The organism is Klebsiella sp. CB_Kp196 (assembly GCF_040061575.1).
GTDB classification, from domain to species: Bacteria; Pseudomonadota; Gammaproteobacteria; order Enterobacterales; family Enterobacteriaceae; genus Klebsiella; species Klebsiella michiganensis.
In genome coordinates, this window is sequence record NZ_JBEAFH010000033.1 from 39,247 (window position 1) to 64,719 (window position 25,473).

Below are 25,473 nucleotides of genomic sequence, written 5' to 3' on the forward strand. Positions count from 1 at the left end.
TCAAAGGCTCGCGTTTTGCGTAATATTCGCGCCCTATTGTGAATATTTATAGCGCACTCTGAATCATACGAAGAGGTGCGCGGAAGCGGAGTTTTATATGTACGCGGTTTTCCAAAGTGGTGGTAAACAACACCGAGTAAGCGAAGGTCAAACCATTCGCCTGGAAAAGCTGGACATCGCAACTGGCGAAGCTGTTGAGTTCGCAGAAGTGCTGATGATCGCAAACGGTGAAGAAATTAAAATCGGCGTTCCTTTCGTTGAGGGCGGCGTAATCAAAGCTGAAGTTGTTGCACACGGTCGTGGCGAGAAAGTTAAAATCGTTAAGTTTCGTCGTCGTAAACACTACCGTAAGCAGCAGGGCCATCGTCAGTGGTTCACTGATGTGAAAATTACTGGCATCAGCGCCTAAGACCTGAGGAGAGATTTAAATGGCACATAAAAAGGCTGGCGGCTCAACTCGTAACGGTCGCGATTCAGAAGCTAAACGCCTGGGCGTTAAGCGTTTCGGTGGCGAATCCGTTCTGGCGGGTAGCATCATCGTTCGTCAACGTGGTACCAAATTCCACGCTGGCACTAACGTAGGTTGCGGTCGTGACCACACTCTGTTTGCTAAAGCAGACGGTAAAGTGAAATTCGAAGTTAAAGGCCCGAACAACCGTAAATACATCAGCATCGTTGCTGAGTAAGTTTTTCGTGGTCCGGTAACGGATTAAAGCCCCGCAACGTGTTGCGGGGCTTTTTACATTGAAACCCCGGAAAATTTTCTGCAGGGAAAACGGGCATGAAGCAGCAGGCCGGCATCGGCATTATTTTAGCGCTCACCACGGCGATGTGCTGGGGTGCCCTGCCGATAGCAATGAAGCAGGTTCTTGAAGTGATGGAACCGCCGACGGTGGTGTTTTACCGCTTTTTGATGGCAAGTTTTGGTCTTGGCGCTATCCTCGCCATGAAAAGAAAACTGCCCCCGCTGCGGATTTTTCGCAAGCCGCGGTGGTTGGTACTGCTGGTCATTGCGACAGCGGGTTTGTTCGGTAACTTCATTCTGTTTAGTTCTTCCTTGCAATATCTCAGCCCCACCGCTTCCCAGGTGATTGGCCAGCTGTCTCCGGTCGGCATGATGGTGGCCAGCGTTTTTGTCCTTAAAGAGAAAATGCGCGGCACTCAGGTTGTGGGAGCGCTAATGCTGGTGAGCGGTCTGGTGATGTTTTTTAACACCAGCCTGATCGAGATTTTTACCCGCCTGACGGACTACACGTGGGGGGTAATTTTCGGCGTAGGTGCGGCGACGGTGTGGGTGTGCTACGGCGTCGCGCAAAAGGTGTTATTGCGCCGTCTGGCATCACAGCAAATCCTTTTTTTGCTGTACACTTTATGTACGATATCGCTATTGCCATTAGCGAAGCCTTCGCAGGTGCTGGCATTAAGCGACTGGCAGCTGGCCTGTCTGGTTTTTTGCGGGCTCAATACCCTGGTCGGCTACGGCGCTCTGGCGGAAGCAATGGCGCGCTGGCAGGCGGCGCAGGTGAGCGCGTTGATTACCTTAACGCCGCTGTTTACGCTGCTGTTTTCAGATTTATTATCACTGGCCTGGCCCGACGTTTTCGCCAGACCGCTGTTGAACCTGATGGGTTATCTCGGTGCGTTTGTCGTGGTTGCGGGCGCGATGTATTCCGCCGTCGGTCATCGTCTTTGGGGACGATGGCGTAAGCGAGAAGCGGTTGTGCCGCTCCCCCGCTCAGGCGAATGATTTACGGAGAGTAAAATGAAGTTTGTTGATGAAGCAACGATCCTGGTCGTAGCAGGCGATGGCGGCAATGGTTGCGTTAGCTTCCGCCGCGAAAAATATATCCCGAGAGGCGGCCCGGACGGCGGTGACGGCGGTGACGGCGGCGACGTCTGGCTTGAGGCGGACGAAAACCTCAACACCCTGATCGACTACCGTTTTGAGAAGTCTTTCCGCGCTGAGCGCGGGCAGAACGGTCAGAGCCGTGACTGTACCGGTAAACGCGGTAAAGACGTAACGGTGAAGGTACCGGTAGGGACTCGCGTCATCGATCAGGGCACCGGCGAGACGATGGGTGATATGACCAAGCACGGTCAGCGCCTGATGGTCGCCAAAGGCGGCTGGCACGGTCTGGGTAACACCCGTTTCAAATCGTCCGTTAACCGTACTCCACGTCAAAAGACGATGGGGACGCCGGGCGATAAGCGCGATCTGCAGCTGGAGCTGATGCTGCTGGCGGACGTCGGCATGCTGGGAATGCCGAATGCGGGTAAATCGACCTTTATTCGTGCCGTTTCCGCCGCGAAGCCTAAAGTCGCTGACTATCCGTTTACTACGCTGGTGCCGAGCCTCGGCGTGGTGCGTATGGACAACGAGAAGAGCTTCGTGGTGGCGGATATCCCGGGGCTGATTGAAGGCGCCGCTGAAGGCGCGGGTCTCGGTATTCGCTTCCTGAAGCACCTGGAGCGCTGCCGCGTGCTGCTGCATCTCATCGATATCGAGCCGATTGATGGTTCCGATCCGGTGGAGAACGCGCGGATTATTATCGGTGAGCTGGAAAAATACAGTGAGAAACTGGCTTCTAAGCCGCGCTGGCTGGTCTTTAACAAGATTGACCTGATGGACAAAGCAGAGGCGGAAGCGAAAGCGAAAGCTATCGCGCAGGCGCTGGGCTGGGAAGATAAGTTCTACCTGATTTCGGCGGCCAGCCAGCAGGGCGTAAAAGACCTGTGCTGGGACGTGATGACCTTTATCATCGAAAACCCGATTGTGCATGCGGAAGAAGCGAAGCCTGCCGAAAAAGTCGAGTTTATGTGGGACGACTATCACCGCCAGCAGCTTGAAGAAGCTGAAGTGGAAGATGATGAAGACTGGGATGATGATTGGGACGAAGACGACGAAGAAGGCGTCGAATTCATCTACAAACGTTAATCCTGAACAAACGAAAAGGGCCGCCAATGATGCGGCCCTTTTGCTTTAGTTGTTCTGATAGAGGTCTTTGTACAATCGGCTTTCGAACCGCACCAGTGGAATGCGGCGATTACGCTGGTCGGCCGGAGGCACGGCGTAGCCAGACAGGTATTGCACGAACGCCATCTTCTGCCCGCTGGCCGTCGTGATGAAACCGGCCAGGTTATACACCCCCTGCAGTGAACCCGTTTTCGCCGAGACTTTGCCATCGACACCTGCCTGATGCAGGCCTGCGCGGTACTGCAGAGAACCATCATGGCCGGCCAGAGGCAGCATCGAGATAAAGTTGAGTTCATTATCGTGCTGGGCGATGTACTGCAGCACCTGCATCATCGTCGCGGGTGCGATGAGGTTATGGCGCGACAGACCTGAGCCATCGGCAATGATGGTATTCCCGAGATCGACGCCGGCCTGCTGACGTAAGATCTGCCGTACCGCATCGGAACCGGCTCGCCAGGTACCCGGTACGCTGAAGCGAGCGTGCCCAATGGTGCGGAATACCGTATCGGCGATCATGTTGTCCGATTTTTTCAGCATAATACGCAGCAGATCGTGCAGCGGCGCAGATTGTGTACTTGCCAGGACGGTACCCGGATCGTTTGCCAGCGTCTGGCGCAGCAGCGTGCCGCTCCAGGTGATGTCAGCGTCGGTCAGCTCAGCTTTCAGAATCGCACCGGCGTAGCTGGCGCCATCCTGAATGGCAAAAGCCAGCGGCAGCGGCTCGCTGCGCTGCGGCAGACAGCCGGTCAGGGTGTAACGGTTCAGATCGCCGGGAACCACGTCAAGCTCACAGTACTGGGCTTCAGAAGAGCCCCGGGGCAGCGTGCGCACCTGGCTGAACATGGTCACCGGGTAGTAAGACGCCACGCGAATAAACGCCAGATCGCCCGGCTTTTGCGCGCTATAGAGCGAGATGGAGAAGCAGTTCCGATCGACAATCGCCGCCGCCGGCGGGGCGCTAAAGCACTGCGTCATATCGTTCCATGGCCAGCCGGGCGCTTTGTCATGGCTGGCGAAGATGGAGGTATCGATCAGCACATTACCTTCAATTCGCTGGACGCCTGCTTTCTTCAGCGTGGCCACCATATTACGAATATCCTGACGCCTGAGGGTAGGATCGCCGCCAAAGCGCGCAATGAGGTTGCCTTTCAGGACGCCGCCATCGAGGCTGCCTTTCGTTTCCAGCGTCGTGGTGAAGCGGAAGTCCGGACCCAGCTGCAGCAGCGCAGCAAGCGCGGTTATCACTTTTTGGGTGCTGGCGGGGAGCGCCATCTGCTGGCTATGGTAGTCTATCTCCGGCGTCGGGGATCCCACCTTCTGCGCCATAAAGGCAAGGTTTGCGCCCGCAGGAAGCTGATTGATGTACTCGTCAATATTCGCCGCCTGAGCGCTAAGCGCTATACCGGCAGTCAATCCGATGATAAATCTGGAAAATCGCATAATCTCGCGCTAACAACCTGAAACCAGTCCGTCATACTACGGTGCATCGCCCTGTAAAGTAAACGATGACCCATAGTGAACTTCAGGGTAAAATACGTATCAAATTGAAAATTGCTGCTGGCCTGGGGATGACTTTCCGGGTCGGTTTTCTTTTGCTCCGGCCCTGCTCAAGTCTTGACCGGCTGCGGAGCGGCGTTGTCTGCTCCATGAAGGAATGAAAAAGAGGTATAACAAATGCAAGCTATTCCGATGACCTTACGTGGCGCTGAAAAACTGCGCGAAGAACTGGATTTTCTGAAGTCCGTACGTCGTCCTGAAATCATCGCGGCCATCGCTGAGGCCCGCGAGCACGGCGATCTGAAAGAAAATGCTGAGTATCATGCTGCCCGTGAACAGCAGGGCTTCTGTGAAGGTCGCATTAAGGATATCGAAGCGAAGCTGTCGAACGCGCAGGTCATCGATATCACCAAAATGCCCAACAATGGCCGGGTGATTTTTGGTTCGACGGTCAGCGTTCTGAATCTCGATACGGATGAAGAGCAAACTTATCGTATCGTTGGCGATGACGAGGCCGATTTTAAGCAAAATCTGATTTCTGTAAACTCACCGATTGCACGTGGTTTAATCGGTAAAGAGCAGGACGATGTGGTGGTTATCCGTACACCGGGCGGGGAAGTCGAATTCGAAATTCTTAAGGTTGAGTACCTTTAATTCGAATTTAACGCTACGATGTTGATGGATTGTAAAGAAAGGAAAAAGGCCGCGTAGCGGCCTTTTATCAGCGTCCGGAGCATGGCATTTTGCTCGTCTACCCGCAGAAAACCCTCGATTTACACAAAGTTGTGTCGATAACCAGGATATTCTTAGCGTGGCAGCGAGATTTTACGCTCTTTAGTCGGGCGGTACAGAACCAGCGTTTTACCGATGACCTGTACATTACAGGCGCCGGTTTCGCGCACGATAGCTTCCACGATCAAGGTTTTAGTTTCGCGATCTTCCGAGGCGATCTTCACCTTGATAAGTTCATGGTGCTCTAACGCTTGTTCAATCTCGGCCAGTACCCCTTCGGTCAAACCATTGTTGCCAAGCATAACTACCGGCTTGAGCGGATGTGCCAGACCTTTCAGGTGCTGTTTTTGTTTAGTACTCAGATTCATCGTATTTTTTTGCTTACGTTGGGATTGAAAACGGTTCATTCTACCGCCATCTCCCATATATCGCCAAACTACCGCGTCGATTTTTACGTCGCGAAGTACGATGAACCCGAAATGGGAATGTTAAATGACAGGTAAAAAGCGTTCTGCCAGCTCAAGTCGTTGGCTTCAGGAACACTTTAGCGATAAATATGTTCAGCAGGCACAGAAAAAGGGGTTACGTTCCCGTGCCTGGTTTAAACTTGATGAAATACAGCAAAGTGACAAGATTTTTAAACCGGGGATGACGATAGTTGACCTCGGCGCTGCACCCGGTGGCTGGTCGCAATACGCGGTTACGCAGATCGGTAACAGCGGCCGCATCATTGCTTGCGATCTTTTACCTATGGATCCAATCGTTGGTGTGGACTTCCTTCAGGGCGACTTTCGTGATGAATTAGTCCTGAAAGCGTTACTTGAGCGTGTAGGTGACAGTAAAGTACAAGTTGTCATGTCCGATATGGCGCCAAATATGTGTGGAACACCGGCGGTGGATATTCCCCGGGCCATGTATCTGGTGGAACTGGCGCTTGGAATGGCTCGTGATGTATTAGCGCCAGGTGGTAGTTTTGTAGTGAAGGTGTTCCAGGGCGAAGGCTTCGATGAGTATCTAAGAGAGATTCGCTCCCTGTTTACGAAGGTCAAAGTTCGTAAGCCGGACTCTTCTCGCGCCCGTTCGCGTGAAGTGTATATTGTAGCGACCGGGCGTAAACCATAACCGGCAGATTTCAAACGAAAGTTTGAAAGACGCTGGATATAGAGTATCCTGACGCTGTTTTTAACACAGTTGTAATATGAGGTTAATCCCTTGAGTGACATGGCGAAAAACCTAATACTCTGGCTGGTCATTGCCGTTGTGCTGATGTCAGTATTCCAGAGCTTTGGGCCCAGCGAGTCGAATGGCCGCAAGGTGGATTATTCTACCTTCCTGCAGGAGGTCAATCAGGACCAGGTTCGCGAAGCGCGTATCAACGGACGTGAGATAAACGTTACCAAGAAAGATAGTAACCGTTACACGACCTACATCCCGGTGAACGATCCTAAGCTGCTTGATAACCTTCTGACTAAAAACGTCAAGGTGGTAGGTGAGCCGCCAGAAGAACCGAGCCTGCTGGCTTCTATCTTCATCTCCTGGTTCCCGATGCTGCTTCTTATCGGCGTCTGGATCTTCTTTATGCGCCAGATGCAGGGCGGCGGTGGCAAAGGCGCCATGTCGTTCGGTAAGAGCAAGGCGCGTATGCTAACGGAAGACCAGATCAAAACCACTTTTGCCGACGTCGCCGGTTGTGACGAAGCGAAAGAAGAAGTCGGTGAACTGGTTGAATACCTGCGCGAGCCGAGCCGTTTCCAGAAGCTGGGCGGTAAAATCCCGAAAGGCGTCCTGATGGTCGGCCCTCCGGGTACCGGTAAAACCTTGCTGGCAAAAGCCATCGCGGGTGAAGCAAAGGTACCGTTCTTTACGATTTCCGGTTCTGACTTCGTTGAAATGTTCGTCGGTGTGGGTGCATCCCGCGTGCGCGACATGTTTGAACAAGCCAAGAAAGCGGCTCCGTGCATCATCTTTATCGATGAAATCGACGCCGTCGGCCGTCAGCGTGGTGCTGGCCTGGGCGGTGGTCACGATGAACGTGAGCAGACGCTGAACCAGATGCTGGTAGAGATGGACGGCTTCGAGGGTAACGAAGGTATCATCGTTATCGCGGCAACCAACCGTCCGGACGTTCTTGACCCTGCGCTGCTGCGTCCAGGCCGCTTTGACCGTCAGGTTGTGGTCGGTCTGCCGGATGTCCGCGGTCGCGAACAGATTCTGAAAGTGCATATGCGTCGCGTACCGCTGGCGCCGGATATCGACGCGGCAATTATCGCCCGCGGTACGCCTGGCTTCTCCGGTGCTGACCTGGCAAACCTGGTGAACGAAGCTGCGCTGTTTGCCGCTCGTGGCAACAAGCGCGTTGTATCGATGGTTGAATTCGAGAAAGCGAAAGACAAAATCATGATGGGTGCGGAACGTCGCTCCATGGTGATGACGGAAGCGCAGAAAGAGTCCACCGCGTATCACGAAGCCGGTCACGCAATTATTGGTCGCCTGGTGCCGGAACACGATCCGGTGCACAAAGTGACGATTATTCCGCGCGGTCGCGCGCTGGGTGTCACCTTCTTCCTGCCTGAAGGCGACGCGATCAGCGCCAGCCGTCAGAAGCTGGAAAGCCAGATTTCTACCCTTTACGGCGGTCGTCTGGCGGAAGAGATTATCTACGGCGTAGAACATGTTTCTACCGGTGCGTCGAACGACATTAAAGTCGCGACCAACCTGGCGCGTAACATGGTGACCCAGTGGGGCTTCTCTGACAAACTCGGCCCGCTGCTGTATGCCGAAGAAGAAGGTGAAGTATTCCTTGGCCGCAGCGTTGCGAAAGCGAAGCATATGTCCGATGAAACGGCGCGTATCATCGACCAGGAAGTGAAGTCACTGATTGAGCGTAACTACAATCGTGCACGCCAGCTTCTGAACGATAATATGGACATCCTGCACGCGATGAAAGACGCGCTCATGAAATATGAGACCATCGACGCCCCGCAGATTGATGACCTGATGGCTCGCCGCGATGTTCGCCCGCCAGCTGGCTGGGAAGAACCGGGCTCGTCCAACAATTCTGACAACAATGGCACGCCTCGTGCGCCGCGTCCGGTCGATGAACCGCGTACGCCAAACCCGGGTAATACGATGTCAGAACAGCTGGGCGACAAATAAGTTAGCCGTTATTGATGCTGTTGTACTTTTCTAAAACCCCTGAGCGTTTGCTCCGGGGTTTTTCTTTTTCAATCTTTCTCTGACTCAGGGATTTAGCGATGAAACTTGTAGCCCAGGGCTCAACCCTCGATCTCTCTCACCCACATGTGATGGGTATTCTTAACGTTACCCCGGATTCGTTCTCTGATGGCGGGACCCACAACACGCTGGTCGAAGCCGTGAAGCATGCCAATCTGATGATCAATGCCGGGGCGACTATCATTGATATCGGTGGGGAATCGACGCGTCCGGGGGCGGCAGATGTCAGCGTCGAGGAAGAGCTGGCGCGAGTCATTCCGACGGTAGAAGCGATTGCCCAGCGCTTTGAAGTCTGGATTTCCGTTGATACCTCAAAGCCGGAGGTGATCCGCGAGTCAGCGCGTGTTGGCGCGCATATCATCAATGATATCCGCTCGCTGACCGAACCGGGAGCGCTGGAGGCGGCGGCTGAAACGGGCTTACCGGTGTGCCTGATGCATATGCAGGGTCAGCCGAAGACAATGCAGGATGCCCCGAAGTACGCGGACGTGTTTGCTGACGTTGAGCGCTTTTTTATCGAACATATTGTGCGTTGCGAACGGGCCGGTATCGCAAAAGATAAATTGTTGCTCGACCCGGGATTTGGTTTCGGTAAAAATCTTTCTCATAATTATGAACTGCTTGCCCGACTTGGAGAGTTCCATCATTTTGGTCTTCCGCTGCTGGTAGGCATGTCGCGTAAGTCGATGGTAGGTCAGTTGCTGAATGTCGGGCCGACGGAACGCCTGAATGGCAGCCTGGCTTGCGCAGTCATTGCTGCAATGCAGGGCGCGCAGATTATTCGCGTCCATGATGTCAAAGAAACGGTAGAAGCGCTGCGCGTGGTGGAAGCTACCCTGGCCGCTAAGGAAAATAAACGTTATGAGTAACCGCAAATATTTTGGTACGGATGGTATTCGTGGCCGCGTAGGCGATGCGCCAATAACGCCAGAATTTGTATTAAAGCTGGGCTGGGCGGCGGGTAAGGTGCTGGCACGCCACGGTTCACGGAAGATTATTATTGGTAAAGATACCCGTATTTCAGGGTATATGCTGGAGTCCGCGCTGGAGGCTGGACTGGCCGCCGCGGGATTATCCGCTTCTTTTACCGGCCCGATGCCAACGCCGGCAATTGCCTATCTGACGCGCACCTTCCGCGCGGAAGCCGGGATTGTGATTTCCGCTTCACATAATCCGTTTTATGACAACGGCATCAAATTCTTCTCTATCGAAGGTACCAAGCTTCCGGATGAGGTAGAAGAAGCCATTGAAGCCGAAATGGAAAAAGAGCTGACCTGCGTGGATTCCGCCGAGCTGGGTAAAGCCAGTCGTATCGTCGACGCCGCCGGTCGCTATATCGAGTTTTGCAAAGGCACCTTTCCGAACGAGCTGAGCCTCAATGCTTTGAAGGTGGTAGTCGATTGCGCTCACGGGGCGACTTATCATATTGCGCCGAATGTTTTCCGCGAGCTGGGCGCTCAGGTTATAGCGATGGGCTGTGAGCCTGATGGCCTCAACATCAATGAAGAGGTCGGGGCGACGGACGTTCGTGCTCTGCAGGCGCGCGTGCTGGCGGAGAAAGCCGACCTGGGTATTGCCTACGATGGCGATGGCGATCGGGTCATCATGGTGGACCACGAAGGCAACAAAGTCGACGGTGACCAGATCCTCTATATCATTGCCCGTGAGGGGCTACGCCAGGGGCAGCTGCGGGGCGGCGCCGTCGGGACTCTCATGAGCAACATGGGCCTTGAACTGGCGCTTAAACAGCTGGGCATTCCTTTCGTTCGCGCGAAGGTGGGCGACCGCTATGTGCTGGAGAAGCTGCAGGAGAAAGGCTGGCGCATTGGCGCAGAAAACTCCGGTCATGTGATCTTACTGGATAAAACCACGACGGGGGATGGAATTGTCGCCAGCCTGCAGGTGGTGGCGGCGATGGTGCGTAACCATATGAGCCTGCACGACCTGTGCAGCGGAATGAAAATGTTCCCGCAGCTTCTGGTTAACGTTCGCTTTACTGAAGGTAGCGGCAACCCGCTGGAACATGAGCATGTAAAAGCAGTAACCGCGGAAGTAGAAGCGGCGCTGGGTAATCGGGGGCGCGTACTGCTGCGTAAATCAGGCACAGAGCCGCTGATTCGCGTTATGGTGGAAGGTGAGCACGAAGAGCAGGTGCACGAATTTGCCCACCGTATCGCCGATGCCGTAAAAAGCGTTTAATCTCTCTTGCTAAGTGATTAAAAAGGCGACGCTTGCCGCCTTTTTAATCGACAAAAAATCGCTTTTTGCTGTTTTTTTCCGCACTTGATACAATGCGCTGAAATTGCCCTTGCGAAGGTCATTCGCTTTGGTTAGTATTCACACCCGCTTCAGTGGGAAACGTTAAAACGTCCCGCTTTATTGGTCGAAGCACTTGGTATGCGGCAAATCCGCAAGGAACAGGTTGATTATGTACGAAGCTCTTTTAGTTGTTTTCCTTATTGTGGCAATTGGCCTTGTGGGTCTGATTATGCTGCAGCAAGGTAAAGGCGCTGATATGGGAGCCTCCTTCGGAGCAGGCGCTTCCGGCACTCTGTTTGGATCCAGCGGTTCTGGTAACTTCATGACCCGTATGACTGGTATCCTGGCTGCGCTGTTCTTCATCATCAGTCTGGCGCTGGGCAATATCAACAGCAACAAGACCAATAAAGGAAGTGAGTGGGATAACCTGAGCGCGCCGAAAACTGAGCAAACTCAGCCGACCGCGCCGGCGCAGCCGAGCAGCGACATCCCGCACTGATAAGCAGTATCCGTACCGAGGTGGTGGAATTGGTAGACACGCTACCTTGAGGTGGTAGTGCCCTAACGGGCTTGTGGGTTCGAGTCCCATCCTCGGTACCAATTTCCTGAAGAAAGACGCTGAAAAGCGTCTTTTTTTTCGTCCCCAAAAAGTTGAGCAGCAGCATTAGCGGCAGATATGTCACTCCGGTTGGGTTCGGGATTTTTCTGCATAAAAAAGGCCGCGTTAGCGGCCTTTGCGAATTTCTCTGGAGCGTTACTTCGCTTTATTTTCGAGGTTTTCCACCTGCGGCAGGCCAGTTGCGGAAGACGCGGTCAGCAGTCCAGACTGCGCGTAGCCAAACAGCTTATCGCGAGTATCGGTGATATCCAGGTTGCGCATTGTCAGCTGGCCGATACGATCCTCAGCGGAGAACATCGAGTCACCTTTTTCCATCGTCAGACGCTCTGCTTTATAGGTCAGATTATCAGAGACGGTATTCAGGATGGAGTAGTCGTTGCCGCGACGCAGTTCAAGCGTCACTTCGCCGGTAATTTGGCTTGCTACCCAGCGCTGCAGGCCGTCGCGCAGCATCAGCGCCTGGGAATCGAACCAGCGCCCTTGATACAGCAGCCGACCCAGCTGACGACCGTGCGCGTGGTATTGCTCAATGGTATCTTCGTTATGAATACCGGTCAGCAGACGCTCATAGGCAATATGCAGCAGCGCCATTCCCGGGGCTTCATAGATGCCGCGGCTCTTCGCTTCGATGATACGGTTTTCGATCTGATCGCTCATACCCAGACCATGACGGCCGCCGATGCGGTTAGCCTCCAGCATCAGTTCAACGTCATCGCTAAAGGTCTGCCCGTTCAGCGCAACAGGATGGCCCTGTTCAAAGCGAACGGTGACTTCTTCCGCAGGGATTTTGACGCTTTCATCCCAGAACTTGACGCCCATAATCGGGTTCACAATCTTGACGCTGGAGTTCAGGAATTCAAGATCTTTAGCTTCGTGCGTCGCGCCCAGCATATTGGAGTCGGTTGAGTAGGCTTTTTCAACGGACATTTTATAGTCAAACCCACAGGAGATCATAAACTCTGACATCTCCTGGCGGCCGCCTAACTCGTCGATAAAGTCGCTATCCAGCCACGGTTTGTAAATTTTCAGCTCAGCGTTGGTCAGCAGGCCGTAACGATAGAAACGTTCGATATCGTTGCCTTTATAGGTACTCCCGTCGCCCCAGATGTTAACACCGTCTTCCTTCATTGCGGCGACCAGCATGGTACCGGTCACTGCGCGGCCCAGCGGCGTAGTATTAAAGTAGGTCAACCCGCCGGTGGTGTTATGAAATGCGCCGCACTGGATCGCGGCAATGCCTTCCGCAACCAGCTGCTTACGGCAGTCGATCAGACGAGCCCCTTCAGCACCATACTCTTTGGCACGACGAGGAATGGCCTCGTAATCGTCTTCGTCTGGCTGTCCCAGATTGGCGGTATATGCATAAGGGACTGCTCCCTTTTTACGCATCCACAGCAGCGCGGCGCTGGTATCCAGCCCACCAGAAAAAGCAATACCAATACGTTGGCCAACCGGGAGATGCTTGAGAATCGTCGTCATAAAATAAAACCCTGCTAGATAGACTGTGGTGAGTTTGACTCAACAATCTTTATTGCATGTTTATGCATTAATTGTGAGTTTTCATTTAATCATCTTTTGCTGGCGACAGGAAGAGGCTGAGCCGCTTTTTGCCAAAAAACCCAGAAATACCAGCATGAACCGAAACCTGGCAATGTGAAATTCATGTTGACAAAATATATGAAGTATCAATACAATTCACTACGATTTTATGTCCCGTCTCTCGGTACCAAATCCCAGCAGTATTTGCGTCTTTTACTCAAAACGAGTAAAATATGCCACGTTTCAGGCGCGGGGTGGAGCAGCCTGGTAGCTCGTCGGGCTCATAACCCGAAGGTCGTCGGTTCAAATCCGGCCCCCGCAACCACTTTCCCATTAAGTACTTTTTCAAATATACTGTGAGGACCGGGTCCTTCGTAGACGAATTTGAAAGAATTCTTCTGGAAAGTGTTCCAGATCGCAGTTGCGATCTCAGGGTTCAGTTATCTAAAGCCCCGATTTATCGGGGTTTTTTGTTATCTGACTTCAGAATAACTGGGCTATACGCCCTTTTTTTATGTCTTGGGGGTGGGTTTGTCCACATTAGAGCAAAAATTAACAGAGATGCTCACAGCGCCAGTTGAAGCGCTTGGCTTTGAGCTGGTCGGCATCGAATTTATTCGCGGTCGCACGTCCACACTGCGCATCTATATTGATAGTGAAGATGGCATCAATGTTGATGATTGTGCTGATGTGAGCCACCAGGTCAGTGCTGTTATGGACGTAGAAGACCCGATTACAGTCGCTTATAACCTGGAAGTTTCTTCTCCAGGTCTCGATCGTCCTATGTTTACCGCCGAGCACTATGAGCGTTTCATCGGCGAAGAAGTTTCGCTGGTTTTGCGCATGGCGGTACAGAACCGACGCAAATGGCAGGGCCTTATCAAAGCGGTAGACGGTGAGATGATCACGGTAACCGTCGAAGGCAAAGATGAAGTGTTCGCGCTGAGTAACATCCAGAAGGCGAACCTGGTTCCCCACTTTTAACAGTCTGGATTGAGGTGAAAGGCCCCGATGAACAAAGAAATTTTGGCTGTTGTTGAAGCCGTTTCCAACGAAAAGGCGCTGCCGCGTGAGAAAATTTTCGAAGCGTTGGAAAGTGCGCTAGCAACGGCTACCAAGAAAAAATATGAGCAAGAGATCGACGTTCGCGTAGAAATCGATCGTAAAAGCGGTGATTTCGACACATTCCGTCGTTGGCTGGTTGTTGAAGAAGTGACCCAGCCGACTCGCGAAATCACGCTGGAAGCTGCGCGTTTCGAAGATGAAAGCATGAATCCTGGCGATTACGTCGAAGACCAGATTGAGTCTGTCACCTTTGACCGTATCACTACGCAGACCGCGAAGCAGGTTATCGTACAAAAAGTACGTGAAGCCGAACGCGCAATGGTCGTCGATCAGTTCCGTGAGCACGAAGGTGAAATCATCACGGGCGTAGTGAAGAAAGTGAACCGCGACAATATTACGCTGGATCTGGGCAACAACGCTGAAGCCGTGATCCTGCGCGAAGATATGCTGCCGCGTGAGAACTTCCGTCCGGGTGACCGTATCCGCGGCGTACTGTACGCAGTTCGTCCGGAAGCGCGCGGCGCGCAGCTGTTCGTGACTCGCTCCAAGCCGGAAATGCTGGTTGAACTGTTCCGCATTGAAGTTCCGGAAATCGGTGAAGAAGTTCTCGAAATTAAAGCGGCGGCTCGCGATCCTGGCTCTCGTGCCAAAATCGCGGTTAAAACCAACGACAAGCGCATCGATCCGGTTGGCGCCTGCGTCGGTATGCGCGGCGCGCGCGTTCAGGCAGTCTCGACTGAACTGGGCGGCGAGCGTATCGATATCGTGCTGTGGGACGATAACCCGGCGCAGTTCGTGATTAACGCCATGGCTCCGGCTGACGTCGCATCTATCGTGGTAGATGAAGACAAGCACACCATGGATATCGCAGTAGAAGCGGGCAACCTGGCGCAGGCCATTGGCCGTAACGGTCAGAACGTCCGTCTGGCGTCTCAGCTGAGCGGCTGGGAACTCAACGTCATGACCGTTGATGACCTCCAGGCTAAGCATCAGGCTGAAGCCCATGCAGCGATTGATACCTTCACTAAATATCTTGATGTTGATGAAGATTTCGCCACGCTGCTGGTTGAAGAAGGTTTCGCCACTCTGGAAGAACTGGCCTATGTGCCAATGAAAGAACTGCTGGAAATTGACGGTCTGGATGAAGCGACCGTTGAAGCACTTCGTGAGCGGGCGAAAAACGCGCTGACCACGCTGGCGCTGGCCAAAGAAGAGAGCCTGGGTGACAGCAAACCTGCCGACGATCTGTTGAATCTGGAAGGTTTGGATCGCGCTCTGGCATTCACCCTGGCCGCCCGTGGTGTTTGTACGCTGGAAGATCTCGCCGAGCAGGGCATTGATGATCTGGCTGATATCGAAGGCTTGACCGACGAGAAAGCCGGAGAACTTATCATGGCCGCTCGTAATATTTGTTGGTTCGGCGACGAAGCGTAATAAACTGTAGCAGGAAGGAACAGCATGACAGATGTGACCATTAAAGCGCTGGCCTCAGAGATTCAGACCTCTGTGGATCGCCTGATACAGCAATTTGCTGATGCAGGGATCCGCAAATCGGCTGATGATTCTGTGACCGCGCAAGAGAAGCAAACCTTGTTGACGCACCTGAACCGTGAACACGGCTCAGCGCCCGACAAGCTGACGCTGCAGCGCAAAACGCGCAGCACGTTAAATATTCCGGGTACCGGTGGAAAGAGTAAGTCGGTACAAATCGAAGTCCGCAAGAAACGCACCTTTGTGAAACGCGATCCGCAAGAGGCCGAACGCCTTGCCGCGGAAGAGCAGGCGCAGCGTGAAGCGGAAGAGCAAGCCCGTCGTGAGGCAGAAGAAGCTGCCAAACGCGAGGCGCAATTAAAAGCTGAACGTGAGGCCGCAGAACAAGCGAAACGTGAACTCGCCGATAAAGCGAAACGTGAAGCCGCGGAAAAAGACAAAGTGAGCAATCAACAAACCGACGATATGACCAAAACCGCCCAGGCTGAAAAGCAACGCCGCGAAAACGAAGCTGCGGAGCTGAAGCGCAAATCGGAAGAAGAAGCACGCCGCAAACTTGAAGAAGAAGCGCGCCGTGTAGCGGAAGAAGCACGCCGTATGGCTCAAGAAAATGAAAAGAACTGGACTGAAGCGCCAGAAACCCCTGAAGAGACCACTGACTATCACGTAACGACTTCTCAGCATGCGCGTCAGGCTGAAGACGATAACGATCGTGAAGTTGAAGGCGGTCGCGGCCGTGGACGTAATGCGAAAGCAGCGCGTCCGGCTAAGAAAGGCAACAAACACGCTGAATCGAAAGCCGATCGTGAAGAAGCCCGTGCGGCCGTTCGCGGCGGTAAAGGTGGCAAGCATCGTAAAGGTTCTGCTCTGCAGCAAGGCTTCCAGAAGCCGGCTCAGGCGGTTAACCGTGATGTTATCATCGGCGAAACCATCACCGTTGGCGATCTGGCCAACAAGATGGCCGTCAAAGGTTCTCAGGTCATCAAAGCGATGATGAAGCTGGGCGCCATGGCGACGATTAACCAGGTCATCGACCAGGAAACCGCACAGCTGGTTGCCGAAGAGATGGGCCACAAAGTTATCCTGCGTCGTGAAAACGAGCTGGAAGAAGCGGTAATGAGCGACCGTGACACCGGCGCTGCGGCTGAACCGCGCGCACCGGTTGTGACCATCATGGGTCACGTTGACCACGGTAAAACCTCTCTGCTGGACTACATTCGTTCAACGAAAGTGGCCTCTGGCGAAGCGGGCGGCATTACCCAGCACATCGGTGCGTACCACGTCGAAACCGATAACGGTATGATCACCTTCCTGGATACCCCGGGTCACGCCGCGTTTACATCTATGCGTGCTCGTGGTGCGCAGGCGACGGATATCGTGGTTCTGGTTGTGGCGGCAGACGACGGCGTAATGCCGCAGACTATCGAAGCTATCCAGCACGCGAAAGCGGCGCAGGTACCTCTGGTGGTTGCGGTGAACAAAATCGATAAGCCGGAAGCGGACCTGGATCGCGTTAAAAACGAGCTCTCTCAGTACGGCGTTATGCCGGAAGAGTGGGGTGGCGAAGCGCAGTTCATCCCTGTATCCGCTAAAGCCGGTACCGGTATTGACGATCTGCTGAATGCTATCCTGCTGCAGGCTGAAGTTCTGGAGCTGAAAGCGGTTCGCAACGGTATGGCGAGCGGCGCGGTTATCGAATCCTTCCTCGATAAAGGTCGTGGTCCGGTTGCCACCGTTCTGGTACGCGAAGGTACGCTGCATAAAGGCGACATCGTCCTGTGCGGTTTCGAATACGGTCGCGTTCGTGCGATGCGTAATGAACTGGGTCAGGAAGTGCTGGAAGCGGGTCCGTCCATTCCGGTGGAAATCCTTGGCCTGTCAGGTGTACCGGCTGCCGGTGACGAAGTGACCGTTGTGCGTGACGAGAAAAAAGCACGTGAAGTTGCGCTGTATCGTCAGGGTAAATTCCGTGAAGTTAAACTGGCTCGTCAGCAGAAATCTAAGCTTGAGAACATGTTCGCCAACATGACCGAAGGCGAAGTTCACGAAGTGAACATCGTCCTCAAAGCGGACGTGCAGGGCTCTGTGGAAGCGATCTCCGACTCCTTGCTGAAACTGTCTACCGACGAAGTGAAAGTGAAGATTATCGGTTCCGGCGTAGGTGGTATCACCGAAACCGACGCGACCCTGGCGGCCGCATCCAACGCGATTCTGGTTGGCTTCAACGTACGTGCTGATGCATCCGCACGTAAAGTTATCGACGCGGAAAGCCTGGATCTGCGCTACTACTCCGTCATCTACCATCTGATCGACGAAGTGAAAGCAGCGATGAGCGGCATGCTGTCTCCGGAACTGAAACAGCAGATCATTGGTCTGGCTGAAGTCCGTGATGTGTTCAAATCGCCGAAATTCGGCGCCATCGCAGGCTGTATGGTTACCGAAGGTACGATCAAGCGTCATAACCCAATCCGCGTCCTGCGCGACAACGTGGTTATCTATGAAGGCGAGCTGGAATCCCTGCGCCGCTTCAAAGATGACGTTAACGAAGTTCGTAACGGTATGGAGTGTGGTATCGGCGTTAAGAACTACAACGACGTTCGCGTTGGCGATATGATCGAAGTGTTCGAAATCATCGAGATTCAACGTACCATCGATTAATCGTTTAGTAGGCCGGGGAAGCGCAGCGCCACCCGGTTATACAAAATTAAAGGGGGCCGCGTGGCCCCCTTATTTGTCTGGAGAATTTATTATGGCGAAAGAATTTGGTCGCCCGCAGCGCGTGGCCCAGGAGATGCAAAAAGAGATCGCAATCATCCTGCAGCGCGAAATTAAAGACCCGCGTCTGGGCATGATGACGACCGTTTCAGGCGTTGAAATGTCCCGCGACCTGGCCTATGCCAAAGTGTTTGTGACCTTCCTGAACGACAAAGACGAAGCCGCCGTGAAAGCGGGGATCAAGGCCTTACAGGAAGCGTCTGGTTTTATCCGCTCGCTGCTGGGCAAAGCGATGCGCCTGCGTATCGTGCCGGAGCTGACTTTCTTCTACGACAATTCATTAGTCGAAGGGATGCGCATGTCGAACCTGGTGACCAGCGTGGTAAAACATGACGATGAACGTCGTGTGAACCCGGACGACAGTAAGGAGGACTAATGAGTCGTCCTCGTCGTCGCGGCCGTGACGTGCATGGCGTACTGTTGCTGGATAAACCGCAGGGCGCATCCAGCAACGACGTGCTGCAGAAAGTTAAGCGGCTTTATAATGCTAATCGGGCAGGGCACACCGGGGCGCTGGATCCGCTGGCGACCGGTATGCTGCCGATTTGCCTCGGGGAAGCGACAAAGTTTTCCCAGTATCTGCTCGATTCTGACAAGCGCTACCGCGTCATTGCCAGGCTTGGCCAGCGCACCGATACCTCTGATGCCGATGGCCAGGTGGTGGAGGAGCGTCCGCTGACGTTTAGCCCGGAGCAGCTGGCGGCAGCGCTCGACGGCTTCCGTGGCGAAACCCAGCAGGTACCGTCGATGTATTCGGCGCTGAAATACCAGGGGAAAAAGCTGTACGAATATGCCCGACAGGGGATTGAAGTACCGCGTGAATCCCGGCCGATTACGGTGTACGAGCTGCTGTTTATTCGCCATGAGGGGACGGAGCTCGAGCTGGAGATTCACTGCTCGAAAGGCACCTATATCCGCACGATTATTGATGACTTAGGCGAGAAACTCGGGTGCGGTGCGCACGTCATTTTCCTGCGTCGCCTGGCTGTCAGTAAATATCCCGTCGAACGGATGGTGACGCTGGAGCAGCTGCAGGCGCTTGTCGAACAAGCACATGCGCAGGATATTCCCGCAGCCCAGCTGCTGGACCCGCTGCTGTTGCCGATGGACAGTCCGGCTTCGGATTACCCGCTGGTGAATATTCCGGAAACCTCGGCCGTCTACTTTAAAAACGGTAACCCGGTGCGGACATCGGGCGCGCCGCTGCAGGGGCTGGTTCGCGTTACTGAAGGCGCTGAAGAGAAGTTTCTTGGTATGGGTGAGATGGATGATGAAGGCCGCGTGGCGCCTCGTCGTCTGGTGGTTGAATACCCTGTCTGAGCGCTTTCCTTGCGATAAAAGGCTGCTGCGAGTAGAATATCGCCGCTTAACACTCGCCAACGTGTTTTAACATTTGCGAGCGTTATATCAGGGGTTGCTGAATTAGAGATCGGCACCCTTTCTTTCTTTTAATTTTGGAGTTCGAAAATGTCTCTAAGCGTTGAAGCTAAAGCAAAAATCGTTTCTGAGTTCGGTCGTGGCGAAAACGACAGCGGTTCTACTGAAGTTCAGGTTGCACTGCTGACTGCACAGATCAACCACCTGCAGGGTCACTTTGCAGAGCACAAAAAAGATCACCACAGCCGTCGTGGTCTGCTGCGCATGGTTTCTCAGCGTCGTAAACTGCTCGACTACCTGAAACGTAAAGATGTTGCACGTTACTCTGCGCTGATCGAGCGTCTGGGCCTGCGTCGCTAATTCTGCGAGTTTCAGAAGAAGGGGCCTCACGGCCCCTTTTTTCGACCGGGCGGCAGCAATTCATTAAAAACTCATGTATTGTTGCTATTAATGATCTTCGTGCAGAGGTTCGCGCGGCTAATGAGAGGCTTGACTCGCAGGGGCGGGTAAAGGTTGTCATTAGTCGCGAGGATGCAGAAGATCGGGTCATACGATGTCTTATCGTGGATTTGACATCATCTATAGATAAAAGGATAGAATTTTGCTTAATCCGATCGTTCGTAAATTCCAGTACGGCCAACATACCGTAACGCTGGAGACCGGCATGATGGCGCGCCAGGCAACTGCCGCCGTTATGGTTAGCATGGATGACACCGCGGTATTCGTTACCGTTGTGGGCCAGAAAAAAGCGAAGCCAGGCCAGGATTTCTTCCCGCTGACCGTTAACTATCAAGAGCGTACCTACGCTGCAGGTAAAATCCCGGGTGGTTTCTTCCGTCGTGAAGGCCGTCCGAGCGAAGGCGAAACCCTGATCGCGCGTCTGATTGACCGCCCGGTTCGCCCGCTGTTCCCGGAAGGCTTCGTTAACGAAGTTCAGGTTATCGCGACCGTGGTTTCCGTTAACCCGCAGGTTAACCCTGATATCGTCGCGATGATCGGCGCTTCCGCAGCGCTGTCCCTGTCCGGTATTCCGTTCAACGGCCCAATTGGCGCCGCTCGCGTGGGTTATATTAATGACCAGTACGTGCTGAACCCGACCCAGGAAGAGCTGAAGTCCAGCAAACTGGATCTGGTTGTCGCAGGTACCGAAGCCGCAGTACTGATGGTTGAATCCGAAGCTGAACTGCTGAGCGAAGACCAGATGCTGGGCGCGGTCGTGTTTGGTCACGACCAGCAGCAGGTGGTTATTCAGAACATCAACGATCTGGTGAAAGAAGCCGGTAAGCCGCGCTGGGACTGGCAGCCGGAAGTGGTTGATGCGGCGCTGAACGCGCGCGTTGCTGCGCTGGCTGAATCTCGCCTGAGCGATGCTTACCGTATCACCGACAAACAGGAGCGCTATGCTCAGGTTGACGTGATCAAATCTGAAACTATCGCGACCCTGGTTGCGGAAGATGAAGCTCTGGACGCTAACGAACTGGGCGAAATCCTGCACGCAATCGAGAAAAACGTGGTGCGTAGCCGCGTACTGGCCGGTGAGCCGCGTATCGATGGTCGTGAAAAAGATATGATTCGTGGTCTGGACGTTCGTACCGGCGTTCTGCCGCGTACCCACGGTTCCGCACTGTTTACCCGTGGCGAAACTCAGGCGCTGGTTACTGCGACCCTGGGCACCGCACGCGACGCGCAGAATATCGATGAACTGATGGGCGAGCGCACGGACTCCTTCCTGTTCCACTATAACTTCCCTCCGTACTCCGTAGGCGAAACGGGAATGGTCGGTTCTCCGAAGCGTCGTGAAATTGGTCACGGTCGTCTGGCTAAGCGCGGCGTACTGGCCGTGATGCCGACTATCGAAGAGTTCCCGTACACCGTTCGCGTGGTTTCTGAAATCACCGAATCTAACGGCTCCTCCTCCATGGCTTCCGTCTGTGGCGCTTCTCTGGCTCTGATGGACGCAGGCGTGCCGGTGAAAGCCGCCGTTGCGGGTATCGCAATGGGTCTGGTGAAAGAAGGCGACAACTTCGTTGTACTGTCTGACATTCTGGGCGATGAAGATCACCTGGGCGATATGGACTTCAAAGTAGCGGGTTCCCGCGAAGGTATCTCTGCTCTGCAGATGGATATCAAAATTGAAGGTATCACCAAAGAGATCATGCAGGTTGCTCTGAACCAGGCTAAAGGTGCGCGTCTGCACATCCTGGGCGTGATGGAACAGGCGATTAACGCGCCGCGCGGCGATATCTCTGAATTCGCACCGCGTATCCACACGATCAAGATCAGTCCGGACAAAATCAAAGACGTTATCGGTAAGGGCGGTTCCGTTATTCGTGCGCTGACCGAAGAAACCGGCACCACTATCGAAATCGAAGATGACGGTACCGTGAAGATCGCGGCAACCGACGGCGACAAAGCGCAGCACGCGATTCGTCGTATCGAAGAGATCACCGCTGAGATCGAAGTTGGCCGTATCTATAACGGTAAAGTGACCCGTATCGTTGACTTTGGCGCGTTTGTTGCCATTGGCGGCGGTAAAGAAGGTCTGGTTCACATCTCTCAAATCGCCGACAAGCGCGTTGAGAAAGTGACCGACTATCTGCAGATGGGTCAGGAAGTGCCGGTTAAGGTTCTGGAAGTTGACCGTCAGGGCCGTGTCCGTCTGAGCATCAAAGAAGCAACTGAACAAACTCAGCCTGCGGCTGCGCCGGAAGCTCCGGCTGCCGAACAGCAGGGCGAGTAAGGTTGCCGTTTGCCCTCCGCATTGCGGAGGGCGCATTGCGGGCAGGACGCCCTGTTTGCAGCCGGGGAACTGGACGTTCATCCAATCGTTGTCTTCGGGAGTGGGAAATGAAGCCTTTTTTGCGCTGGTGTTTCGTGGCGACAGCTCTCACGCTGGCAGGATGCAGCAACTCTGCCTGGCGTAAGGACGCAGTCCTCGCGGTGCCATTGCAACCGACTTTGCAGCAGGAAGTGATTCTGGCGCGCATGGAACAAATTCTTGCCAGTCGGGCTTTAACCGATGACGAACGCGCACAGCTTTTATATGAGCGCGGAGTGTTGTATGATAGTCTCGGTCTGAGGGCATTAGCGCGAAATGATTTTTCACAAGCGCTGGCAATCCGACCGGATATGCCTGAAGTATTCAATTACTTAGGCATTTACTTAACGCAGGCAGGCAATTTTGATGCTGCCTATGAAGCGTTTGATTCTGTACTTGAGCTTGATCCAACTTACAACTACGCGCACTTAAATCGCGGTATCGCCCTGTATTACGGCGGTCGCGCTAAGTTAGCGCAAGATGATCTGCTGGCGTTTTATCAAGACGATCCCAATGATCCTTTCCGAAGCCTGTGGCTTTATCTCGCCGAGCGTCAGCTCGATGAGAAGCAGGCGCTTGAAGCACTGAGACAGCGCTTAAACAAGTCGGATAAAGAACAATGGGGATGGAACATTGTCGGGTTCTACCTTGGCGACATTAGCGAAAAAGAGCTAATGGACCGTCTGAAGGCAGACGCAACGGATAACACCTCGCTCGCTGAGCATCTCAGTGAAACCAACTTCTATTTAGGTAAGTACTACCTAAGTCTGGGGGACAAGGACAGCGCTACGGCACTGTTCAAACTGGCGGTCGCAAACAACGTTCATAACTACGTTGAGCACCGATACGCATTGTTGGAATTATCGCTCTTGGGCCAGGAGCAAGATGACCTGGCAGAATCGGACCAGCAATAGCTGACGAACACATCAGCCCTTTTTTGATTGCCATCACCTTTGCGGGTGAGGGCGTTGTTGTTCGTTAATACACCTACTTTGAGCCGGTTCACACTTTTCAATGAAAATTACCGAAAATTTTCACGATGAGTTATGTAGACTGGCCGCCATTAATTTTGAGGCACACGTACTACATGGCTGAATTCGAAACCACTTTTGCAGATCTGGGCCTGAAGGCTCCCATCCTTGAAGCGCTTAACGATCTGGGTTACGAAAAACCATCTCCGATCCAGGCTGAGTGCATTCCGCATCTGCTGGGCGGCCGCGACGTTCTGGGTATGGCCCAGACGGGTAGCGGTAAAACCGCAGCGTTCTCTTTACCGCTGCTGAACAACATCGATCCTGAGCTGAGAGCACCGCAGATTCTGGTGCTGGCGCCGACCCGCGAACTGGCGGTACAGGTTGCTGAAGCAATGACGGAATTCTCTAAACATATGCGCGGCGTAAACGTGGTTGCCCTGTACGGCGGCCAGCGTTATGACGTGCAGCTGCGCACGCTGCGTCAGGGGCCGCAAATCGTTGTCGGTACCCCGGGTCGTCTGCTGGACCACCTGAAACGCGGTACGCTGGATCTCTCTAAGCTGAGCGGTCTGGTTCTGGATGAAGCTGACGAAATGCTGCGCATGGGCTTCATCGAAGACGTAGAAACCATTATGGCGCAGATCCCGGAGGGTCATCAGACCGCTCTGTTCTCTGCCACCATGCCGGAAGCCATTCGCCGTATTACCCGCCGCTTTATGAAAGAGCCGCAGGAAGTGCGCATCCAGTCGAGCGTAACAACTCGCCCGGACATCAGCCAGAGCTACTGGACTGCTTACGGTATGCGTAAAAACGAAGCGCTGGTGCGTTTCCTGGAAGCGGAAGATTTTGATGCGGCGATTATCTTCGTTCGTACCAAAAACGCGACCCTGGAAGTGGCCGAAGCGCTGGAGCGTAGCGGTTATAGCAGCGCTGCGCTGAACGGCGACATGAACCAGTCCCTGCGTGAGCAGACTCTGGAGCGTCTGAAAGACGGTCGTCTGGATATCCTGATTGCAACCGACGTTGCGGCCCGTGGCCTGGACGTTGAGCGTATCAGCCTGGTGGTTAACTACGATATCCCGATGGATTCCGAGTCTTACGTTCACCGTATCGGCCGTACCGGTCGTGCGGGTCGTGCTGGCCGCGCGCTGCTGTTCGTTGAGAACCGCGAGCGTCGTCTGCTGCGCAATATCGAACGTACGATGAAGCTGACCATTCCGGAAGTTGAACTGCCGAACGCAGAACTGCTGGGCAAACGCCGTCTGGAAAAATTCGCGGCGAAAGTTCAGCAGCAGCTGGAAAGCAGCGATCTGGATCAGTACCGTGCGCTGCTGGCGAAAATCCAGCCGTCTGCCGAAGGCGAAGAGCTGGACGTGGAAACGCTGGCCGCCGCGCTGCTGAAAATGGCTCAGGGCGAACGTCCGCTGATCCTGCCGCCGGATGCGCCTATGCGTCCTAAGCGCGAGTTCCGCGACCGTGACGATCGTTTCGAACGTCGCGGCGACCGTAACGACCGTGGCCCGCGCGGCGACCGTCCGGAACGCAGCGGCGAAGATCGTCCGAAGCGTGAACGTCGTGACGTTGGCGATATGGAACTGTACCGTATTGAAGTGGGCCGTGATGACGGCGTTGAAGTTCGTCACATCGTTGGCGCAATTGCTAACGAAGGCGACATCAGCAGCCGTTACATCGGTAACATCAAGCTGTTTGGTTCTCACTCCACCATCGAACTGCCGAAAGGCATGCCGGGCGAAGTGCTGCAGCACTTTACGCGTACCCGCATCCTGAACAAGCCGATGAACATGCAGCTGCTGGGCGATGCTCAGCCGCGTCCTGAACGCAGCGGCGAACGTCGTGGCGGCGGTGAGCGTCGTGAAGGCGGTCGTAGCTTCGGCGGCGGTGAACGTCGTGAAGGCCGTGGTTTCGGCGGTGAGCGTCGCGAAGGCGGCCGTGGTGAAGGTCGTCGTTTCAGCGGCGAACGTCGTGAAGGTGGCCGCGCGCCGCGCCGCGATGATGCTTCAGCTCCGCGTCGCGATGACTCCGCAGGTCGTCGTCGTTTCGGTGGCGATGCATAATTAGCGCTTTCCGCTAACGTAAAGTAAACGATACAGCCCCGATC

General features: G+C 54.1%; 23 protein-coding genes and 2 tRNA genes. 22 read left to right on the top strand and 3 right to left on the bottom strand.

What is annotated here, in order from left to right; all coding sequences use genetic code 11:
• Positions 1-97: 97 nt before the first annotated feature.
• From rplU to cgtA, 4 genes are all read left to right on the top strand, one after another.
• Positions 98-409: a 50S ribosomal protein L21 gene (gene rplU / locus ABLU87_RS06935; RefSeq protein WP_004106123.1), complete on the top strand. Its 312-nt coding sequence runs from the start codon at positions 98-100 to the stop codon at positions 407-409.
• Between the two features lie 19 nt (positions 410-428).
• On the top strand, positions 429-686 hold the full coding sequence (rpmA, locus tag ABLU87_RS06940) for a 50S ribosomal protein L27 (RefSeq protein ID WP_003861831.1): 258 nt from the start codon (positions 429-431) through the stop codon (positions 684-686).
• A 95-nt stretch (positions 687-781) separates the two neighbouring features.
• On the top strand, positions 782-1,747 hold the full coding sequence (locus ABLU87_RS06945) for a DMT family transporter (protein ID WP_014226981.1): 966 nt from the start codon (positions 782-784) through the stop codon (positions 1,745-1,747).
• A 15-nt stretch (positions 1,748-1,762) separates the two neighbouring features.
• Positions 1,763-2,935, top strand: coding sequence for an Obg family GTPase CgtA (gene cgtA, locus ABLU87_RS06950; RefSeq protein ID WP_004125676.1), 1,173 nt, complete (start codon positions 1,763-1,765; stop codon positions 2,933-2,935).
• Positions 2,936-2,980: 45 nt separating this feature from the next.
• Here the strand turns inward: cgtA and dacB are convergent, their stop codons facing one another.
• Positions 2,981-4,414 carry a serine-type D-Ala-D-Ala carboxypeptidase gene (dacB, locus tag ABLU87_RS06955; RefSeq protein ID WP_122116734.1) on the bottom strand — a complete coding sequence of 478 codons (1,434 nt, stop codon included), beginning with the start codon at positions 4,412-4,414 and terminating at the stop codon, positions 2,981-2,983.
• 234 nt (positions 4,415-4,648) lie between these two features.
• On the opposite strand from dacB, the gene greA reads away from it, so the two are divergent.
• The gene (gene greA / locus ABLU87_RS06960) at positions 4,649-5,125 is read left to right on the top strand and encodes a transcription elongation factor GreA (RefSeq protein WP_004854554.1); all 477 of its coding nucleotides are present in this window, start codon (positions 4,649-4,651) and stop codon (positions 5,123-5,125) included.
• 152 nt (positions 5,126-5,277) lie between these two features.
• Here greA and yhbY read toward each other — a convergent pair whose 3' ends face one another.
• Positions 5,278-5,571: a ribosome assembly RNA-binding protein YhbY gene (gene yhbY / locus ABLU87_RS06965; RefSeq protein WP_004139797.1), complete on the bottom strand. Its 294-nt coding sequence runs from the start codon at positions 5,569-5,571 to the stop codon at positions 5,278-5,280.
• A gap of 124 nt (positions 5,572-5,695) precedes the next feature.
• Between yhbY and rlmE the strand changes: the two genes are divergently transcribed.
• The 6 genes from rlmE (at position 5,696) to ABLU87_RS06995 (ending at position 11,296) form a co-directional block, all read left to right on the top strand.
• A complete protein-coding gene (gene rlmE / locus ABLU87_RS06970; RefSeq protein ID WP_004106110.1) occupies positions 5,696-6,325 on the top strand; it encodes a 23S rRNA (uridine(2552)-2'-O)-methyltransferase RlmE in 630 nt (209 codons plus the stop codon).
• A gap of 99 nt (positions 6,326-6,424) precedes the next feature.
• Complete coding sequence (ftsH, locus tag ABLU87_RS06975) at positions 6,425-8,359, top strand: ATP-dependent zinc metalloprotease FtsH (protein ID WP_004854549.1); 1,935 nt, start codon at positions 6,425-6,427, stop codon at positions 8,357-8,359.
• Between the two features lie 98 nt (positions 8,360-8,457).
• A complete protein-coding gene (gene folP / locus ABLU87_RS06980) occupies positions 8,458-9,306 on the top strand; it encodes a dihydropteroate synthase (RefSeq protein ID WP_014226978.1) in 849 nt (282 codons plus the stop codon).
• Complete coding sequence (glmM, locus tag ABLU87_RS06985; RefSeq protein ID WP_014226977.1) at positions 9,299-10,636, top strand: phosphoglucosamine mutase; 1,338 nt, start codon at positions 9,299-9,301, stop codon at positions 10,634-10,636. The genes folP and glmM overlap by 8 nt, the downstream gene beginning before the upstream one ends.
• Before the next feature lie 229 nt (positions 10,637-10,865).
• Positions 10,866-11,195: a preprotein translocase subunit SecG gene (gene secG / locus ABLU87_RS06990; protein WP_004106103.1), complete on the top strand. Its 330-nt coding sequence runs from the start codon at positions 10,866-10,868 to the stop codon at positions 11,193-11,195.
• 14 nt (positions 11,196-11,209) lie between these two features.
• A tRNA-Leu gene (locus ABLU87_RS06995) sits at positions 11,210-11,296 on the top strand.
• A 154-nt stretch (positions 11,297-11,450) separates the two neighbouring features.
• On the opposite strand, the gene argG is transcribed toward ABLU87_RS06995, so the two are convergent.
• Positions 11,451-12,794 (bottom strand): argininosuccinate synthase, encoded by a 1,344-nt coding sequence (gene argG, locus ABLU87_RS07000; protein ID WP_004106101.1) that lies wholly within the window; start codon positions 12,792-12,794, stop codon positions 11,451-11,453.
• A gap of 308 nt (positions 12,795-13,102) precedes the next feature.
• Here argG and ABLU87_RS07005 point away from each other — a divergent pair.
• From ABLU87_RS07005 to ABLU87_RS07055, 11 genes are all read left to right on the top strand, one after another.
• Positions 13,103-13,179, top strand: a tRNA-Met gene (locus tag ABLU87_RS07005).
• A gap of 206 nt (positions 13,180-13,385) precedes the next feature.
• Complete coding sequence (rimP, locus tag ABLU87_RS07010; RefSeq protein WP_004125659.1) at positions 13,386-13,838, top strand: ribosome maturation factor RimP; 453 nt, start codon at positions 13,386-13,388, stop codon at positions 13,836-13,838.
• Positions 13,839-13,865: 27 nt separating this feature from the next.
• The gene (nusA, locus tag ABLU87_RS07015; RefSeq protein WP_122116733.1) at positions 13,866-15,353 is read left to right on the top strand and encodes a transcription termination factor NusA; all 1,488 of its coding nucleotides are present in this window, start codon (positions 13,866-13,868) and stop codon (positions 15,351-15,353) included.
• Positions 15,354-15,377: 24 nt separating this feature from the next.
• A complete protein-coding gene (gene infB / locus ABLU87_RS07020; protein WP_025108147.1) occupies positions 15,378-18,068 on the top strand; it encodes a translation initiation factor IF-2 in 2,691 nt (896 codons plus the stop codon).
• A 91-nt stretch (positions 18,069-18,159) separates the two neighbouring features.
• Positions 18,160-18,561, top strand: coding sequence for a 30S ribosome-binding factor RbfA (gene rbfA, locus ABLU87_RS07025; RefSeq protein WP_004106092.1), 402 nt, complete (start codon positions 18,160-18,162; stop codon positions 18,559-18,561).
• Positions 18,561-19,505 (top strand): tRNA pseudouridine(55) synthase TruB, encoded by a 945-nt coding sequence (gene truB / locus ABLU87_RS07030; RefSeq protein ID WP_122116732.1) that lies wholly within the window; start codon positions 18,561-18,563, stop codon positions 19,503-19,505. Before rbfA ends, truB begins: the two co-directional genes overlap by 1 nt.
• A gap of 147 nt (positions 19,506-19,652) precedes the next feature.
• Positions 19,653-19,922, top strand: coding sequence for a 30S ribosomal protein S15 (rpsO, locus tag ABLU87_RS07035; protein ID WP_002918244.1), 270 nt, complete (start codon positions 19,653-19,655; stop codon positions 19,920-19,922).
• Between the two features lie 241 nt (positions 19,923-20,163).
• Positions 20,164-22,302 carry a polyribonucleotide nucleotidyltransferase gene (gene pnp / locus ABLU87_RS07040; protein ID WP_009651902.1) on the top strand — a complete coding sequence of 713 codons (2,139 nt, stop codon included), beginning with the start codon at positions 20,164-20,166 and terminating at the stop codon, positions 22,300-22,302.
• 107 nt (positions 22,303-22,409) lie between these two features.
• Complete coding sequence (gene nlpI / locus ABLU87_RS07045) at positions 22,410-23,294, top strand: lipoprotein NlpI (RefSeq protein WP_004854535.1); 885 nt, start codon at positions 22,410-22,412, stop codon at positions 23,292-23,294.
• 100 nt (positions 23,295-23,394) lie between these two features.
• A complete protein-coding gene (yrbN, locus tag ABLU87_RS07050; protein WP_085954934.1) occupies positions 23,395-23,475 on the top strand; it encodes a protein YrbN in 81 nt (26 codons plus the stop codon).
• Positions 23,468-25,429 (top strand): DEAD/DEAH family ATP-dependent RNA helicase, encoded by a 1,962-nt coding sequence (locus ABLU87_RS07055; RefSeq protein WP_122116731.1) that lies wholly within the window; start codon positions 23,468-23,470, stop codon positions 25,427-25,429. Before yrbN ends, ABLU87_RS07055 begins: the two co-directional genes overlap by 8 nt.
• Positions 25,430-25,473 lie beyond the last annotated feature (44 nt).

Excerpts from the sequence above, each read along its gene's own strand:
- ABLU87_RS07055 (WP_122116731.1), top strand. The coding sequence starts at position 23,468 with ATGGCTGAATTCGAAACCACTTTTGCAGATCTGGGCCTGAAGGCTCCC.
- glmM (WP_014226977.1), top strand. The coding sequence starts at position 9,299 with ATGAGTAACCGCAAATATTTTGGTACGGATGGTATTCGTGGCCGCGTA.
- rplU (WP_004106123.1), top strand. The coding sequence starts at position 98 with ATGTACGCGGTTTTCCAAAGTGGTGGTAAACAACACCGAGTAAGCGAA.
- nlpI (WP_004854535.1), top strand. The coding sequence starts at position 22,410 with ATGAAGCCTTTTTTGCGCTGGTGTTTCGTGGCGACAGCTCTCACGCTG.
- truB (WP_122116732.1), top strand. The coding sequence starts at position 18,561 with ATGAGTCGTCCTCGTCGTCGCGGCCGTGACGTGCATGGCGTACTGTTG.
- cgtA (WP_004125676.1), top strand. The coding sequence starts at position 1,763 with ATGAAGTTTGTTGATGAAGCAACGATCCTGGTCGTAGCAGGCGATGGC.
- yrbN (WP_085954934.1), top strand. The coding sequence starts at position 23,395 with ATGAAAATTACCGAAAATTTTCACGATGAGTTATGTAGACTGGCCGCC.
- greA (WP_004854554.1), top strand. The coding sequence starts at position 4,649 with ATGCAAGCTATTCCGATGACCTTACGTGGCGCTGAAAAACTGCGCGAA.
- argG (WP_004106101.1), bottom strand. The coding sequence starts at position 12,794 with ATGACGACGATTCTCAAGCATCTCCCGGTTGGCCAACGTATTGGTATT.
- rpsO (WP_002918244.1), top strand. The coding sequence starts at position 19,653 with ATGTCTCTAAGCGTTGAAGCTAAAGCAAAAATCGTTTCTGAGTTCGGT.
- infB (WP_025108147.1), top strand. The coding sequence starts at position 15,378 with ATGACAGATGTGACCATTAAAGCGCTGGCCTCAGAGATTCAGACCTCT.
- ABLU87_RS06945 (WP_014226981.1), top strand. The coding sequence starts at position 782 with ATGAAGCAGCAGGCCGGCATCGGCATTATTTTAGCGCTCACCACGGCG.
- folP (WP_014226978.1), top strand. The coding sequence starts at position 8,458 with ATGAAACTTGTAGCCCAGGGCTCAACCCTCGATCTCTCTCACCCACAT.
- yhbY (WP_004139797.1), bottom strand. The coding sequence starts at position 5,571 with ATGAATCTGAGTACTAAACAAAAACAGCACCTGAAAGGTCTGGCACAT.
- secG (WP_004106103.1), top strand. The coding sequence starts at position 10,866 with ATGTACGAAGCTCTTTTAGTTGTTTTCCTTATTGTGGCAATTGGCCTT.
- nusA (WP_122116733.1), top strand. The coding sequence starts at position 13,866 with ATGAACAAAGAAATTTTGGCTGTTGTTGAAGCCGTTTCCAACGAAAAG.
- dacB (WP_122116734.1), bottom strand. The coding sequence starts at position 4,414 with ATGCGATTTTCCAGATTTATCATCGGATTGACTGCCGGTATAGCGCTT.
- rlmE (WP_004106110.1), top strand. The coding sequence starts at position 5,696 with ATGACAGGTAAAAAGCGTTCTGCCAGCTCAAGTCGTTGGCTTCAGGAA.
- rbfA (WP_004106092.1), top strand. The coding sequence starts at position 18,160 with ATGGCGAAAGAATTTGGTCGCCCGCAGCGCGTGGCCCAGGAGATGCAA.
- ftsH (WP_004854549.1), top strand. The coding sequence starts at position 6,425 with ATGGCGAAAAACCTAATACTCTGGCTGGTCATTGCCGTTGTGCTGATG.
- rpmA (WP_003861831.1), top strand. The coding sequence starts at position 429 with ATGGCACATAAAAAGGCTGGCGGCTCAACTCGTAACGGTCGCGATTCA.